We start from the raw sequence: 13,685 nt of genomic DNA, 5'->3' as shown, positions 1-13,685 counted from the left end.
CGGACGGCGTGAGAAAAGTCCGTTGCGAGGTCCGGGGATCTCGACATAGGTTCGAAGTACACAAGAGAGGAGGTGGTCCCAAGTTGTATAGCTACAGGACTCGTGAGGTGGCTGTCCGATAGGACCGCCTTTGGTGACGCCTGTCGCAAACCCAGGCAGCCACCCGACCCCCGGACTTCGAGCGCTGGTCCCGCTCGGCCTGTTCACGCAGGAGTCGTCCGGGGGTTGTCCCGTTCCGGGGCGTTGTGTTCAGAGTGCCTTCTGCAGGGCCTCGAGATCGGCCACGAACGCGTCGAAGGACTCGGTGAAGTTCTCGGACCGCACCACGGCCGACGGGTGCACCGTCACGCCGACCCGCAGGTCCTCGTGCTCCAGCACCTCACCGCGGTGCTCGGTCAGCTTGAACGACGGCCCCAGCACCGCCTTGGCGGCCACGGCCCCCAGGCAGATCAGCAACCGCGGCTCGACGACCCTGATCTCCTCGCGCAGCCACGGGAAGCACGCCACCACCTCGCCACGCCGGGGCGTCTGGTGGATCCTGCGCTTGCCGCGCTCGACGAACCGGAAGTGCTTCACCGCGTTCGTCAGGTACGTCTTCGAGCGGTCGATCCCCGCCGCGGCCAACGCCTTGTCCAGCAACCGCCCCGCCGGGCCCACGAACACGTGACCGTCGGTGTCCTCGCGGTCACCGGGACACTCACCCACCATCATCAGCTTCGCGGGCACGGGTCCTTCGCCGAACACTGTCTGCGTCGCGTCCTGGAACAGGTCGCAACCGCGGCAGCCGGAGGCAGCGGAACGCAACGCCGCCCAGTCCTCCCCCGAAGGGACGAACTGGGCGGCGGAGACGGTTCTACTTGACCGAGTTGAAGGCATCCTTGACCTTCTCGCCGGCCTGCTTCAAGGCACCCTTGGCGCGCTCGGCGCGGCCCTCGGCCTGCCACTGCTCGTTGTCCGTGGCGTCGCCGACAGCTTCCTTGGCGCGGCCCTTGAGCTCCTCGGCCTTGTTGCTGAACTTCTCGTCGGCACCCATGGATCAGGCTCCTCACTAGCGGGTCAGCTACGCCGACTGGTTACCCGGCGAGCACCGCCTGAAACAGTTGATAAGGTGATCACTCGCGGTTGAGAACCCAGCCGCAAGCCGATGTGACGGCTTGCTCTGGGTGTGCCCGCCCTTCGCTGTGCAGCTCCAGAGCACCGTCGTCACACCGGCATGCCGCTGTGACATGACGACGCGAAAGGAGTCGGCGGTGCCGTCCGCGAGAATCACCGCCCTCGAGGCCGAGGTAGCGGGGCTGCGCAAAGCCCTGGTGTCCCGGACTGTCATCGGGCAGGCCTCAGGCCTGATCGCCGCACGCAAACCCTGCACGCCTCAGCAGGCTTTCCAGCTGCTGGTCCACATCTCCCAGCACCACAACATCAAGTTGCACGTGGCCGCGGACCGGTTGGTCGCGGCCTTCGTGCACGCGCACCTCGGCCGGCCGGTGGACCTGGCCGACCAGATGTTGTGGGATCACGTCGACGCGACGACCGCGAACGACTCCGGTGAGAGCGACGACGGGTTCGCCGAGGAGGTCAGCAGCACTTCGCCCTGAGGCAGCGGGACGGGCGTCGTGCCGAGGTTCACCACCACGCGGGTGGCACCGCGGTGCAGCACGAAGCACGCCCCGTCCTGCTCCACCACGAACTTGTCCAACCGCGGATCGGCCAGCTCGGGGCGGGAGCGCCGCAACGCGATCAGGGACCGGTACGTGTCCAGCACCAGCGCGTGATCACCAACACCTGCCTCGTCCCACCTCAGCCGCGAGTTCTCGACCGTCCGCGGCGACATCGGGTCCGGGACGTCGGACTCGCCCCACCCGTGCCGGGCGAACTCGCGGCGCCGGCCCGTCCGCACGGCCTCGGCCAGCCCGGGGTCCGGGAACGACGCGAAGAACTGCCACGGGGTCGACGCGGCCCACTCCTCCCCCATGAAGATCATGGGGGTGTAGGGCGAGCACAGCACGATTGCCGCCGCGCACAACAACTTCCCCGTCGACACCGTCGCGGTCAGCCGATCGCCGGTGGCGCGGTTGCCGATCTGGTCGTGGTTCTGCGTGTACGCCAGGAACCGGTGGCCGGGGACCAACGCCGTGTCGACCGGCTTGCCGTGGTGCTTCTCCCGGAACGACGACCAGGTGCCCGCGTGGAAGAACACCTTCTCCAGCGTGTTCTTCACCGCTCCCGCCGCCGCGAAGTCCTCGTAGTAGCCGAAGGTCTCCCCGGTGAGCGCGACGTGCAGGGCGTGGTGCAGGTCGTCGGACCACTGGGCGTGCAGCCCGTACCCGCCCCCTTCGCGCGCCGTCACGAGCTTCGCGTCGTTGAGGTCGGACTCGGCGATCAGGCTGAGCGGGCGGCCCAGCGACGCCGACAGCGCGTCCACCTCGACGGACAGCTCCTCGAGGACGTGCACCGCGCGCTGGTCGGCCAGGGCGTGCACGGCGTCGAGCCGCAGCCCGTCGACGTGGAAGTCCCGCAGCCACTGCAGCGCGTTGTCGATCACGTACCGGCGCACCTCGTCGGAGCCCGCCCCGTCGAGGTTCAGGCCCGGTCCCCAGTCGTTGCGACCGGCGAAGTACGGGCCGAACCTGTCCAGGTACGCGCCGGACGGCCCGAGGTGGTTGTAGACCACGTCGAGCAGCACGGCGAGCCCTCGCGCGTGGCAGGCGTCGACGAACCGCTTGAACCCGTCCGGCCCGCCGTAGGGCTCGTGCACGGCGCCCCAGAGGACGCCGTCGTAGCCCCACCCCTCCACGCCGTCGAAGCTGTTGACCGGCATGACCTCGACGAACGTGATGCCGAGGTCGACGAGGTGGTCGAGCTTGCCGATGGCGGCGTCGAACGTGCCCTCCGGCGTGAAGGTGCCGATGTGCAGCTCGTAGATCACACCGCCCGGCAGCGCCCGGCCCGTCCAGGCGCTGTCGGTCCACTCGAAGTCGTGCCGGTAGACCCGCGAGGCCTGGTGCACGCCGTTCGGCTGCCACAGCGACCGCGGGTCCGGGTACGCCTCGCCGTCGATGACGAACGCGTAGTCCGTCCCCTCTGCGTCAGAACGCCACCATTCGCCGTCGCGCACCATGGCGTGGTCGGCACCATCGACCCGGACCTGCACCGACTCGAGCGCCGGTGCCCACACGGAGAAGCTCACTGGTCCCCCCGCACGAGCAGTGCCACCGGATAGCGGTCGAGTAACGAACCCAGGTCCTCCGCGGCGGGACGGCCGGTCAGCACGTCCGTCCACTTCGAACCCTGCCGGTTCGAATCGGGCAGCGGCAGGACCGTGTCCTGCCAGCCCTTCTGCGCCAGCGCGACGGGCAGCCTCGTCGCCACGGTGATCACGCCGCCGCGTTCGAACGCGAGCACGTGCTCCGCGGCGGCCCCCTCGGCGTGCAGCGCCCGGTAACCGCGCAGACCCCGATTGCGGACCTGGAGGGCCTTGTGCACCACGAGGAGCTTCGCCGCGCCGGAGTCGTCGACCTCGGGCAGCCAGCCCGACTCGATGCGGTCCAGCAGCTCACGCCGCGCGTCGTAGTCGACGGGGCGGCGGTTGTCCGGGTCGACGAGCGAGAAGTCCCAGAGCTCGGTGCCCTGGTAGACGTCCGGCACGCCCGGCGCGGTGAGCTGGACCAGCTTCTGCCCCAGCGAGTTCGACCAGCCGGGAGCCTTGATCCGGTCGGCGAACGCGGCGACCTCGGGCTCGCCGAGCACCTTGGCGGGCCACGCGGCCACCTCGGTGTCGAACTCGGCGTTCCGGTCGACCCACGACGTCTTGACCTTGGCTTCCCGCGACGCCTTCTCCAGGTACTGGCCGAGCCGCTCCTCGGTGATCGGCCATGCGCCGACGAGAGACTGCCAGGCGAGCCTGTTGAGCGTCGGCTCGGAGATGCCGTGCCTCTCGCTCATCGCGGACTCGAACGCCAGGTACTCGTCCGGGATCTCCGCCAGGACGGCGAGCCGGGCCCGCACGTCCTCCGACCGCTTGGTGTCGTGCGTCGACAACGCCGTCATCGCCTGGGGCTCACCGGACTCGCGCGTCGCCGCGCGCTGGTGGAACTCCTCCGGCGACAGGCCGAACCTGTCGGGCGAGCCGCCGACCTCGTTGAGCGCCACGAAGTTGGTGTACCGGTAGAACGCGGTGTCCTCGGTGCCCTTCGCGACGACCATGCCGGACGTCTGCTGGATCCGCGTCGCCAGCTCGCCGTGCGGGTCGGCGCGGACCTGCTCGTCGAGCGCCCGCACCGCGGGCGACTCGCTGAGCCTGACCGCCGTCTCCCAGTGCCGCGCGCCCTCGGGGAGGTACGAGCGGTACACCGGGAAGTTGACCATCACCTCGGCGACGGCCCGGCAGGCGTCCTCGAACGGCACGCCCTGCACCAGCCGGGCGATCCTGCGCACCTCGGCGACCAGGATCGAGTCCGCGACCTGCTGCCGTGCCGAGTGCTCGACGGAGTGGAAGTCGCCGGCGAACGCGTCCGTCGGCGCGATGAACACGCCGCAGATCTCGCGCAACGCGTCGTAGCCCGTCGTGCCGTCGACCGGCCAGCTCTGCGGCAGCGCCTCGTCCGGCCCGAGGATCTTCTCGACGACGAGCCAGCCGTCGAAGTGCTCGCGCAGCCGCCGGAAGTACCCGCCGGGGTCGGCGAGGCCGTCCGGGTGGTCGATGCGCAGGCCCTGGACGCCCCACGACAGGACCTCGCGGTGGGTCGCCTCGAAGACCTCCTGGTCCTCGACGCGGATCGCCGCGAGCTCGGTGATGTCGAAGAACCGCCGGTAGTTCAGCTCGGTGTTGCCGCGCCGCCAGTTCGCCTTGAGGTAGTGCTCGTGCACCTCGTCCTCGGCGTCCTCACCGAGGACCGGCAGCAGGACCTTGCCCGACGACCAGTCGATGTCGAAGTACTTCGCGTACTTCGACGCCTGGCCGTGTTCGAGGACGTCGTCCCACCACGGGTTCGGCACGACCATGTGGTTGGGCACGATGTCGACGACCAGGCCGAGGCCCAGCTCCGACAGGCGCTCCTGCAACGCCACCCTGCCCTCGTCACCGCCGAGCTCCGGCCGTGCGCGGGTCGGGTCGACGACGTCGTAGCCGTGCGTCGAGCCTTCCCGCGCGTCGAGCATCGGCGAGCCGTACAGCGCGCCGACGCCGAGGCGTGCCAGGTAGTCCGCGATGCCGGCGGCGTCGGCGAAGGTGAACGACGGGGTGAACTGGACGCGGTAGGTGGAGGAAGGCGCGCCCATCAGCCCACCCTGCGCAGCACGACGAGCGAGCGGGCGGTGAGGTTCAGGGTCTCCCCCGCGGCGATCGGCTTCTCCGAGTCGCCGACCTGGCCGGTCGTCGTGTCGACCACGACCGTCCACTCCGGCCCGTACTCGGCGTCGGGCAGCGTCACCTCGATGTCCTCGTGGTGCGCGTTGAAGGCCATCAGGAACGAGTCGTCGACCACCCGCATGCCCCGGGAGTCGAGGTCCGGGATGCCCTCACCGTTGAGGAAGATGACGATGCACTTGCCGAAGTCGTCCTCCCAGTTCTGCTCGGTCATCTCCTCGCCGGACGGGGTGAACCACGCGATGTCGCGCAGCTCCTCGCCCTTGCGGATCGGCCTGCCCGCGAAGAAGCGCTTGCGCCGGAACACCGGGTGCGCCTTGCGGAACGCGGTCAGCGCGGAGGTGAACTCGACCAGCTCGGTGTGGGTCTCCACCTGCGACCAGTCGACCCAGGAGACCTCGTTGTCCTGGCAGTAGGCGTTGTTGTTGCCGTTCTGCGTGCGAGCGAACTCGTCGCCGTGCAGGATCATTGGCACGCCCTGCGACAACAGCATGGTCGCCATCAGGTTCCGCCGCTGCCGGGCCCGCAGCTCGAGCACCTCGGAGTCGTCGGTCGGACCCTCGACACCGCAGTTCCACGAGCGGTTGTGGCTCTCGCCGTCGCGGCTGTCCTCGCCGTTGGCCTCGTTGTGCTTGTCGTTGTACGAAACGAGGTCGTTCAGCGTGAAGCCGTCGTGCGCGGTGACGAAGTTGATCGACGCGTACGGGCGGCGGCCGTCGTCCTGGTAGAGGTCCGACGAGCCGGTGATGCGCGAGGCGAACTCACCCATCGTCGCGGGCTCACCGCGCCAGAAGTCGCGCACGGTGTCGCGGTACTTGCCGTTCCACTCGGTCCACAGCGGAGGGAAGTTGCCGACCTGGTAGCCACCGGGACCGACGTCCCACGGCTCGGCGATCAGCTTCACCTGCGAGACGACCGGGTCCTGCTGCACGACCTCGAAGAACGTCGCCAGCCGGTCGACGTCGTAGAACTCGCGGGCCAGTGCGGCCGCGAGGTCGAACCGGAACCCGTCGACGTGCATCTCGGTGACCCAGTACCGCAGCGAGTCCATGATCAGCTGCAGCGTGTGCGGCGAGCGCACGTTCAGCGAGTTCCCGGTGCCCGTGTAGTCCATGTAGAACTTCGGGTCGTCCTCGACCAGCCGGTAGTACGACTCGTTGTCGATGCCGCGCATGGACAACGTCGGGCCGAGGTGGTTGCCCTCCGCCGTGTGGTTGTAGACCACGTCGAGGATGACCTCGATGCCCGCCTGGTGCAGGGCGCGGACCATGCCCTTGAACTCCTGCACCTGGTTCAGCGGCAGCGCCGCGTAGGCGTCGTGCGGGGCGAAGAACCCGATCGTGTTGTAGCCCCAGTAGTTCGACAGGCGGCGCTCCGCGAGCGTGTGGTCGCTGACGAACTGGTGCACCGGCATCAGCTCGACCGCGGTCACGCCGAGCTTGAGGAGGTGGTCGATCATCACCGGGTGCGCGAGGCCCGCGTACGTGCCGCGCAGCTTCGGCGGGATCTCCGGGTGGTCGATGGTGAGCCCGCGGACGTGCGCCTCGTAGACCACGCTTTCGTGGTACGGCGTGCGCGGCGAGCGGTCGTTCGTCCAGTCGAAGAACGGGTTCACCACCACGGACTTCGGCACGAACGCAGCGGAGTCCGCGTCGTTGCGCTCGTCCGGCGAGCCGAACTTGTAGCCGTACAGCGCCTCGTCCCAGACCAGGTTGTCGGAGATCGCCTTCGCGTACGGGTCGATCAGGAGCTTGTTGGGGTTGCAGCGCAGTCCGCGTTCGGGATCGTGCGGGCCGTGGACGCGGTAGCCGTACCGCTGCCCGGGGCCGACGCCCAGCAGATAGCCGTGGTGGACGAAACCGTCCACCTCCGGCAGCCTCACGCGTGTCTCTGTGCCGTCCTCGTCGAACAGGCAGAGCTCCACGTACTCCGCGACTTCGGAGAACAAAGCGAAATTGGTGCCCACGCCGTCATATCCAGCGCCTAGCGGATAGGGCTTACCAGGCCAGGGTCGCACATTGCTCCTCACACGCAGGTAGCTACCCGTCGACCCTATCCGGCTAACCCTTGTCCAGCATCACGCTCCGGCTCGCGCCACAGCCAGCTGCCCACGTGCGGCCGTGAGCAAAGTGCGGGCTTCCTGGATCTCGCAGTACTTCAGGTGTTCACAAGCGGCTTCCGCGCACGCCAGGGCGTACTGCAGGGCCATGTTGTCGTCCACGGGACCGGTGTCCCGCAGCGCGTCGCGCAGTGACTCCTCCGCGCGTCGTGCCCCGGCCACGGGGTCGCCGAGTGTCGCAGGTCTCACCGAAGCGAGCACCTGTTCGACGGCCATCTCAAGCACATCGGTCGATGTCCGTGTGTCCACGGCTGAGCTCATCGGCACGCCACCTCCAAAACGTTCGTCGTCCGCCGTCGGGTGACGGTCTCACAGTACTCCGCAAGCGCATGACCTGCCGTTGAGCAGAAGTTTCATCTTCCACGGCTGCGCAGCGGCCGGGTGATCTCCCGGACCCGGGGGAAGAAGTCCTCCAGCGTCACCGGCAGGGGGATCCTCCAGTTGGGATGCTCGTCGATCGTCCCCGGCACGTTCGGCTGCCGGGTTTCCCGCAGAGCGTCCTGAGGTGAGGTCAGGACCAACGCGCAGGGTGCCTGCGCGAGCAGTTCGTGGGCGCCCTCGACCCGGTCCGCGGCCTCCACGCCCTCCTGGCGCATCAGCTCGTCGAAGTCGGGGCCGTCCTGCCCCGCGAAGAACGTCGCGGCGGTCGGCAGGTCGTGCGTGGAGATGCTGGCCATCTGGTTCGGGTTCCACCGCGACGGCGGGATCAGCGGGTGACCCTCCGCGTAGTAGTCGCGCTGGAAGTAGAGGACGGCGCTGGTCAGCATGCCGTTCTCCTGCAACGTCTTCGTGACGACCGGCTCGACCGTGCCGAGGTCCTCCCCGACCACGACCGCGCCGGCCCGGTAGGCCTCCAGCGCCAGCACGCCCAGCATCGCGTCGGCGTCGTAGTGGACGTAGGTGCCGCGCGACGGCGGCTCGCCCGGCGGGATCCACCAGAGCCGCCAGAGCCCGGCGACGTGGTCGATCCGGATGCCGTCGGCGTGCTGCAGGACGCTGCGCAGCACCTGCCGGAACGAGCGGTAGCCGGTCTCGGCGAGCTTGTCAGGGCGCCACGGCGGCAGGCCCCAGCCCTGGCCGTCCGCGCTGAACGCGTCGGGCGGCGCGCCGACCGTGACGTCGATGGCGAACGCCTCGGGGTCCGCGAACGTGTCCGCGCCACCGGGAGCGACGCCCACCGGGAGGTCGTGGATGACGCCGACGGCCATGCCGGCCTCGTGCGCGGCGAGCCGGACGTCCTGCAGCTGGCGGGTGCAGAGGTGCTGGATCCACGCGTGGAACGCGACCCGTTCGGGTGACGGCGCCGCGTGGTCGGCCGGCCACTCGCGCCAGTCGGGACCGTGGACCTCGGCGAGCGCGCAGTAGGTGGCGAACTTCTCCAGCTCGGCGTCCATCTCGACGTCGCCGCCGGGGAAGAGCAGCTCCAGCGCCTGCCTCTTCGCGTCCCAGATCGCGTCGTAGTCGATCAGGTCCTGGTTCTCGGGCCGGAGGTCGCGGATGAGCTGGCGGGTGCGCGGGCAGGCCTGCAGGAACTCGGCGGTGTCGGTGATGCGCAAGTAGAGCGGGTTCGCGAAGCGGCGGCTGGTCGGCGAGTACGGGGAGCGCTCGACCGGGTGCGTCAGGCTCGGCGCCTGCACCGGGTTGACCAGCACGACCCCGGCGTCGAGCTCCAGGCTGCTGCGCCGGGCGATCGTGGCGAGGTCGGCGAAGTCGCCCATCCCCCACGAGTCCTTCGAGCGGGCCGCGTAGAGCTGCAGCATCCAGCCCCAGGTCTTCGGGACCTCCGGCAGCTTCCTGGGCGCGACGGCGAGCGTGACGGTCTGGCCGGCCGCGACTATTCGGTGCCAGCCGAGCGGAAGGCCCTCCGGGAGGTGGCGGTCGACGGCGAGCGAGGTGCCGTCCTCCAGCTCGACCGTCGCGGGACCACCCACGTCGTACGTCTCGTGCTCGCGGATGACGATCGTGGGCGGCAGCGTCCGCGCCGCCCTGCGCTCCTCGACCTCGGCCAGCGCACGGGCCACGGCGTCCTCAGTGGACGCGTCGACGCCGAACTGGGCGAGGACTTTCACCACGACGTCCGTCTCGACGACCACCTCTTGCTGGTCCGCGTTTTCATAGCTCGTGGCCACGCCCCAGGCGTTCGCCAATCGCGCCAGCAAATCGTCCACGAGTACTACCTATGTCACAGCTCGGGCGGCATTACCAGAGCAAATGGTCCCTGGTCACCCGATGGGTGCAGGCCAGTCGAGACCTCGGATCCGCACTGTTTTGTTCAAACATCCGATGCTTGTTCGGGAATGGCCACCACGGCCTCGACCTCGACCAGATATTCCGGCCCGAACAAAGCCGCGACCTGGACCAGCGTGCTCGCCGGGTTGTGGACTTCACCGAGGACCGGCCGCAGGATTTCGTCACGCACGTCGCGAATGGTCTGCACCTCGGACGCGTCGAGCACGAACCACGTGAACTTGACGACATCCGACCAGTCCGCGCCAAACCTGGAAATGACGTGATGAAGATTGCTCAGCGCCTGCCGCGTCTGGGCGGCCAGGTCGTCCACACCGACCACACGGCCTTGAGCGTCGATCGCGACCTGTCCGGAGATGAACGCGAGCTTTCCGCTGACCGCCACCGCGTGGGCGTAGCCCGGGGTGTTCGGCAACGCGGGCAGCTCGGTCAGGCGCTCTTCGGCGGGCATGCGGTCACCCTACTTCGGCGACCGGCCCGCTCGAGTTGCGCACGACCAGCCGCAGCGGGTGCTCCGCCGGCTCGATCTCCCCGCCCCTGATCAGCGTGAACAGGTCGGCGACGGCCCGTTCCCCCTGCTCCTTCGCGGCACCCTCGACCGCGGTCAGCCCGACCACGCGCGTGAGCTCCTGCCCGTCGAGCGACACGATCGACACCTCGTCCGGCACCGCCCGCCCGTCGCGCTGCAGGCGCAGGAAGATCCCCAGCGCGGCCGCGCCGTTCGAACTGATCACCGCCGTGGGCAGCCGCTCGCCGTCGAGCAGCACGTCCACCACCTGCTCGCCGCCGTCGACGGTGGGCGAGCACCAGACGGTCCACTCGGGACGGACCTCGAGCCCGGCCGCCGCGAGGATCTCGTCGTACGACTCGTCGACCCCGTCGGACAGCACCAGCGCCACGTCGTGGTGCCCGAGTGCCCGCAGGTGCTCGACGGCGGTCTGCAGCCCGTGCCGGAGATCGGTGTCGTCGACCGCGATGTGCGGGACCTCGAGCGACTCCAGCGCCGTCTGCTCCCCGGCGGCCATCGACATCGACAGCACCAGCACACCGTCGACCCTGCGCCCCAGCGGCAGCTCGTCGAAGAACTTCGCCCGCGCGTCCCGATCGGCCAGGACGTAGAGCAGCACGTCGTACCCGGCCTGCCGCAGCGCGCCCTCCGCCCCCGCCAGCACGGGGCTGACCTCGGACGTGAGCACCGCGATCGCGTACCGGCGCCCACCGGCCAACGAGGACGCGTCGCGCGCGATGGCGTACTTCATCCGCCGCGCGACCTCGCTGACGTGCTGCCTCGTGGCCTCGGACACGCCCGGTTCGCCTCGCAGGGCACGCGATACGGTCGCAGCGGACACCCCTGCGGCCTTGGCCACGTCCGACATGCTGGTCACGGCCCGAGCGTATTGGAGATCCATGGAGCCCGGCGACGTCGCCCCCGACTTCACGCTGCCCGACCAGGACGGCACCGAACGCAAGCTCTCCGAACTGCTCGAGAACGGTCCCGTCGTGCTGTTCTTCTACCCCGGCGCGATGACGCGCGGCTGCACGGCGGAGAGCTGCCACTTCCGCGACCTGGCCGCCGAGTTCGCGGAGGCCGGGGCCCAGCGGGTCGGCATCTCCATGGACGACGTGGCGAAGCAGAAGCAGTTCGCCGAGCTGAACAGCTTCGACTACCCGCTGCTCTCCGACGTCGAGGGCGAGGTCGCGGAGCAGTTCGGAGTGCGGCGCCGGTTCGGGCCGATCCCGATCAAGCGGCACACGTTCGTCATCGGCACGGACCGCGCGGTGGTCGAGGTGATCAGGAGCGAGTTCTCGATGAACTCGCACGCGGACAAGGCGCTGGCGGCGCTCAGGAGTCGGTGATCGTCAGCACGCCGTAGGGCCCGTGCGCGCTGCCCGTGCGCACGGTGGTGCCGTCGATGGTGTACTTGCCGTGCACCTCGTTGCCCTCCGGGCCCGCCACCACCACGAGCATCACGGTGTCGGGCGCACCGACCGGTATCTCGGCGAAGTGGAACCACGGCAGCGTCACGGACGTCTCGCTCTTGACGGACGCACCGGCCGTCGTGGTGATGGTGAACGCCTTGCCCACGCCGGTCACCTCGAACGCCACGCGCCGCATGTCCGGGTCCTTCGCCACGGGAGCCGGCGGTGGTTCTTCCACGGCCGCCGGCCGGACGGCCGCACGCACCGCCTCGACAGCCCGCGGGCCGTACGTCACGCCGCCCACGGCGAGCAGTGCGACGACCAGGAAGACGATCCACGGGCCCTTCGGCGTCTTCTGCACCTCGTGCAACGGCGGCGCGAGCCCGTACTCCGGCTTGTGCTGGTGCGACATGTGACCCCCTGCCGAGATCCTATGCGGTCACCGCAGACCGGCGAGCACGAAGTCGGCGATCTCCCCCGCCAGCCGGGCCGGCGTCTTCTCCCCGTCCGGCCGGAACCACATCGGCAGCTGGTTCACGACGCCCACCGCGATCCGCACCACGGTGTCCGCCGGCACCGCGGAGCTGAACTCGCCGTCCGCCTGGCCCTTCTCGATCACCGCGAGGAACGTCTCGTGGTAGCGCCGCCGCTCGGCGCGGAAGTCGGCCATCCGCTCCTCGCCGAGGCGGTGCAGCTCGCGGACGAACACCGCCGTCTCGTCGACCCGTTCCGCGGTGGAGACGACGAGCGACGCCAGGATCTCGCGGACCGTGTCGGCCGCCGGCAGGCCGAGGGCGATGATCCGGTCCATGTCGGCGGACTGGGCCGTGATCAGCAGCCGGTAGATCTCGAAGAGCAGGTCGTCCTTCGAGCGGAAGTAGTGGTACAGCGCGCCCTTGGTCACCTCGGCGGCCTTCACGACCTCCTGCACCGAGGTCGCGTCGTAGCCCTGCGCCGCGAACAGGCGCACGGCCGCGTCGATGATCTTCTGCTCGGTCGCGCTCGACACCGTCAGCTCCGTGGTGCCAGTGCGCGCACCTGCGCGAGCTGGTCGCCGCCGGTCGGCAGCAGCGCGATGATCGGCGTGTCGACGCCGGCGGCCTGGTACTCGGCGACGCGCGCACGGCACTCGTCCGCCGAGCCGTGCACGACGAGCGCGTCCACGACCTCGTCCGGGATCGACTTCGACGCCGCCTTGCGGTCGCCCGCCGCCCACGCCTCGTGCATCGGGCGCAGCGCCTCGCCGCGGCCGAGCCAGTCGTGGAACGCCGCGTACGCGGGCACGGTCAGGTAGGTGCTGATCAGCATGCGTCCGAGGGCCCGCGCGGCGTCGGCGTCCTCGGTCGGGCACACGAAGATCCGTGCCGCGAGCTCGGCCTCGCCCAGCTCGGCGCGCACCTGCGGCACGTCGGTGGCGGCGAGCCAGTTCGTGATCGCGCCGTCGGCCTCGCGACCGGCCAGGCGCAGCATGTTCGGTCGCAGCGCCGCGAGCATGATCGGCACCTTCTCCGCGGGCGGGCGCTCGAGCTTGAAGCCCTTGACGGAGAACGTGTCGTAGTCGGCGGAGACCTTCTCGCCCGCCAGCGCGGCCTTCAGGAAGCGCAGCGTGTCGCGGGTCCGCTTGAACGGCTCCTCGAACGGGATCGCGTTCCAGCGCTGCACGATCGCGGGCGAGGACGAGCCGATGCCCAGCACGAACCGCCCGCCGGTCACCTCGGCGAGCGTCGCGGCGGTCATCGCGAGCGTGGCCGGTCCGCGCGTGTAGACGGGCGCGATCGCCGTGCCGAAGCGCAGCTCGGAGGACCACTGGGCGGCCAGCGCCAGCGGCGTGAACGCGTCCGTTCCGGTCGTCTCGGCCGACCACACGTCCGTGTAGCCGAGCCCCGCGAGCTCGGACACCAGCGCGCGGTGCTCCAGCACCGGCACGCCGATCAGCGGCAGCGTGATTCCCCAACGAGCCATGAACGCCTCCAGGTCAGTGACACCGTCACCAGGACTTGGAGGCCACCCTACCGACCGGTCGGTATGTCCTAC

General features: G+C 69.7%; 14 protein-coding genes. 2 read left to right on the top strand and 12 right to left on the bottom strand.

Translation table 11 applies throughout. The features are described 5' to 3' along the window. Nucleotides 1-249: 249 nt before the first annotated feature. Together VM306_RS31920 and VM306_RS31915 are read right to left on the bottom strand one after the other, a co-directional pair. The gene (locus VM306_RS31920) at nucleotides 250-876 is read right to left on the bottom strand and encodes a UdgX family uracil-DNA binding protein (RefSeq protein ID WP_325521475.1); all 627 of its coding nucleotides are present in this window, start codon (nucleotides 874-876) and stop codon (nucleotides 250-252) included. Continuing rightward, nucleotides 854-1,033: a CsbD family protein gene (locus tag VM306_RS31915; protein ID WP_325521474.1), complete on the bottom strand. Its 180-nt coding sequence runs from the start codon at nucleotides 1,031-1,033 to the stop codon at nucleotides 854-856. The genes VM306_RS31920 and VM306_RS31915 overlap by 23 nt, the downstream gene beginning before the upstream one ends. Nucleotides 1,034-1,250: 217 nt before the next feature. On the opposite strand from VM306_RS31915, the gene VM306_RS31910 reads away from it, so the two are divergent. Then, nucleotides 1,251-1,595, top strand: a complete 345-nt coding sequence (locus VM306_RS31910) for an ANTAR domain-containing protein (protein WP_325521473.1) — start codon at nucleotides 1,251-1,253, stop codon at nucleotides 1,593-1,595. Here VM306_RS31910 and treZ read toward each other — a convergent pair. The 7 genes from treZ to VM306_RS31875 form a co-directional block, all read right to left on the bottom strand. After that, a complete protein-coding gene (gene treZ / locus VM306_RS31905; RefSeq protein WP_325521472.1) occupies nucleotides 1,514-3,187 on the bottom strand; it encodes a malto-oligosyltrehalose trehalohydrolase in 1,674 nt (557 codons plus the stop codon). The two genes, VM306_RS31910 and treZ, sit on opposite strands and share 82 nt — an antisense overlap. Beyond that, nucleotides 3,184-5,277 (bottom strand): malto-oligosyltrehalose synthase, encoded by a 2,094-nt coding sequence (treY, locus tag VM306_RS31900; RefSeq protein WP_325521471.1) that lies wholly within the window; start codon nucleotides 5,275-5,277, stop codon nucleotides 3,184-3,186. The genes treZ and treY overlap by 4 nt, the downstream gene beginning before the upstream one ends. Beyond that, complete coding sequence (gene glgX / locus VM306_RS31895) at nucleotides 5,277-7,382, bottom strand: glycogen debranching protein GlgX (protein WP_325521470.1); 2,106 nt, start codon at nucleotides 7,380-7,382, stop codon at nucleotides 5,277-5,279. Before glgX ends, treY begins: the two co-directional genes overlap by 1 nt. A 60-nt stretch (nucleotides 7,383-7,442) precedes the next feature. After that, nucleotides 7,443-7,700, bottom strand: coding sequence for a hypothetical protein (locus VM306_RS31890; RefSeq protein WP_325521469.1), 258 nt, complete (start codon nucleotides 7,698-7,700; stop codon nucleotides 7,443-7,445). Between the two features lie 137 nt (nucleotides 7,701-7,837). Continuing rightward, nucleotides 7,838-9,652, bottom strand: a complete 1,815-nt coding sequence (locus VM306_RS31885) for a 4-alpha-glucanotransferase (RefSeq protein ID WP_325521468.1) — start codon at nucleotides 9,650-9,652, stop codon at nucleotides 7,838-7,840. Between the two features lie 104 nt (nucleotides 9,653-9,756). Further along, nucleotides 9,757-10,182, bottom strand: coding sequence for a RidA family protein (locus VM306_RS31880; RefSeq protein WP_325521467.1), 426 nt, complete (start codon nucleotides 10,180-10,182; stop codon nucleotides 9,757-9,759). A gap of 4 nt (nucleotides 10,183-10,186) precedes the next feature. Next, nucleotides 10,187-11,107 carry a LacI family DNA-binding transcriptional regulator gene (locus VM306_RS31875; RefSeq protein WP_325521533.1) on the bottom strand — a complete coding sequence of 307 codons (921 nt, stop codon included), beginning with the start codon at nucleotides 11,105-11,107 and terminating at the stop codon, nucleotides 10,187-10,189. A gap of 31 nt (nucleotides 11,108-11,138) precedes the next feature. On the opposite strand from VM306_RS31875, the gene VM306_RS31870 reads away from it, so the two are divergent. Further along, on the top strand, nucleotides 11,139-11,588 hold the full coding sequence (locus VM306_RS31870) for a peroxiredoxin (RefSeq protein WP_325521466.1): 450 nt from the start codon (nucleotides 11,139-11,141) through the stop codon (nucleotides 11,586-11,588). Here VM306_RS31870 and VM306_RS31865 read toward each other — a convergent pair. From VM306_RS31865 to VM306_RS31855, 3 genes are read right to left on the bottom strand one after another with little or no spacing between them, the layout of a single operon-like run. Next, on the bottom strand, nucleotides 11,575-12,063 hold the full coding sequence (locus tag VM306_RS31865; protein WP_325521465.1) for a hypothetical protein: 489 nt from the start codon (nucleotides 12,061-12,063) through the stop codon (nucleotides 11,575-11,577). The two genes, VM306_RS31870 and VM306_RS31865, sit on opposite strands and share 14 nt — an antisense overlap. A gap of 27 nt (nucleotides 12,064-12,090) precedes the next feature. After that, nucleotides 12,091-12,660, bottom strand: a complete 570-nt coding sequence (locus VM306_RS31860; RefSeq protein ID WP_325521464.1) for a TetR/AcrR family transcriptional regulator — start codon at nucleotides 12,658-12,660, stop codon at nucleotides 12,091-12,093. Between the two features lie 2 nt (nucleotides 12,661-12,662). Beyond that, nucleotides 12,663-13,613, bottom strand: a complete 951-nt coding sequence (locus tag VM306_RS31855) for an LLM class F420-dependent oxidoreductase (protein WP_325521463.1) — start codon at nucleotides 13,611-13,613, stop codon at nucleotides 12,663-12,665. Nucleotides 13,614-13,685 lie beyond the last annotated feature (72 nt).

It is taken from the genome of Lentzea sp. (assembly GCF_035525475.1).
In the GTDB taxonomy this organism is placed as follows: domain Bacteria; phylum Actinomycetota; class Actinomycetes; order Mycobacteriales; family Pseudonocardiaceae; genus Lentzea.
This window is presented reverse-complemented; position numbering and strand designations above follow the sequence as displayed.

Coding starts and splice junctions, on each gene's coding strand:
- VM306_RS31875 (WP_325521533.1), bottom strand. CDS start 11,107: ATGTCGGACGTGGCCAAGGCCGCAGGGGTGTCCGCTGCGACCGTATCG.
- VM306_RS31855 (WP_325521463.1), bottom strand. CDS start 13,613: ATGGCTCGTTGGGGAATCACGCTGCCGCTGATCGGCGTGCCGGTGCTG.
- treY (WP_325521471.1), bottom strand. CDS start 5,277: ATGGGCGCGCCTTCCTCCACCTACCGCGTCCAGTTCACCCCGTCGTTC.
- VM306_RS31890 (WP_325521469.1), bottom strand. CDS start 7,700: ATGGCCGTCGAACAGGTGCTCGCTTCGGTGAGACCTGCGACACTCGGC.
- VM306_RS31865 (WP_325521465.1), bottom strand. CDS start 12,063: ATGTCGCACCAGCACAAGCCGGAGTACGGGCTCGCGCCGCCGTTGCAC.
- VM306_RS31920 (WP_325521475.1), bottom strand. CDS start 876: ATGCCTTCAACTCGGTCAAGTAGAACCGTCTCCGCCGCCCAGTTCGTC.
- VM306_RS31870 (WP_325521466.1), top strand. CDS start 11,139: ATGGAGCCCGGCGACGTCGCCCCCGACTTCACGCTGCCCGACCAGGAC.
- VM306_RS31915 (WP_325521474.1), bottom strand. CDS start 1,033: ATGGGTGCCGACGAGAAGTTCAGCAACAAGGCCGAGGAGCTCAAGGGC.
- VM306_RS31880 (WP_325521467.1), bottom strand. CDS start 10,182: ATGCCCGCCGAAGAGCGCCTGACCGAGCTGCCCGCGTTGCCGAACACC.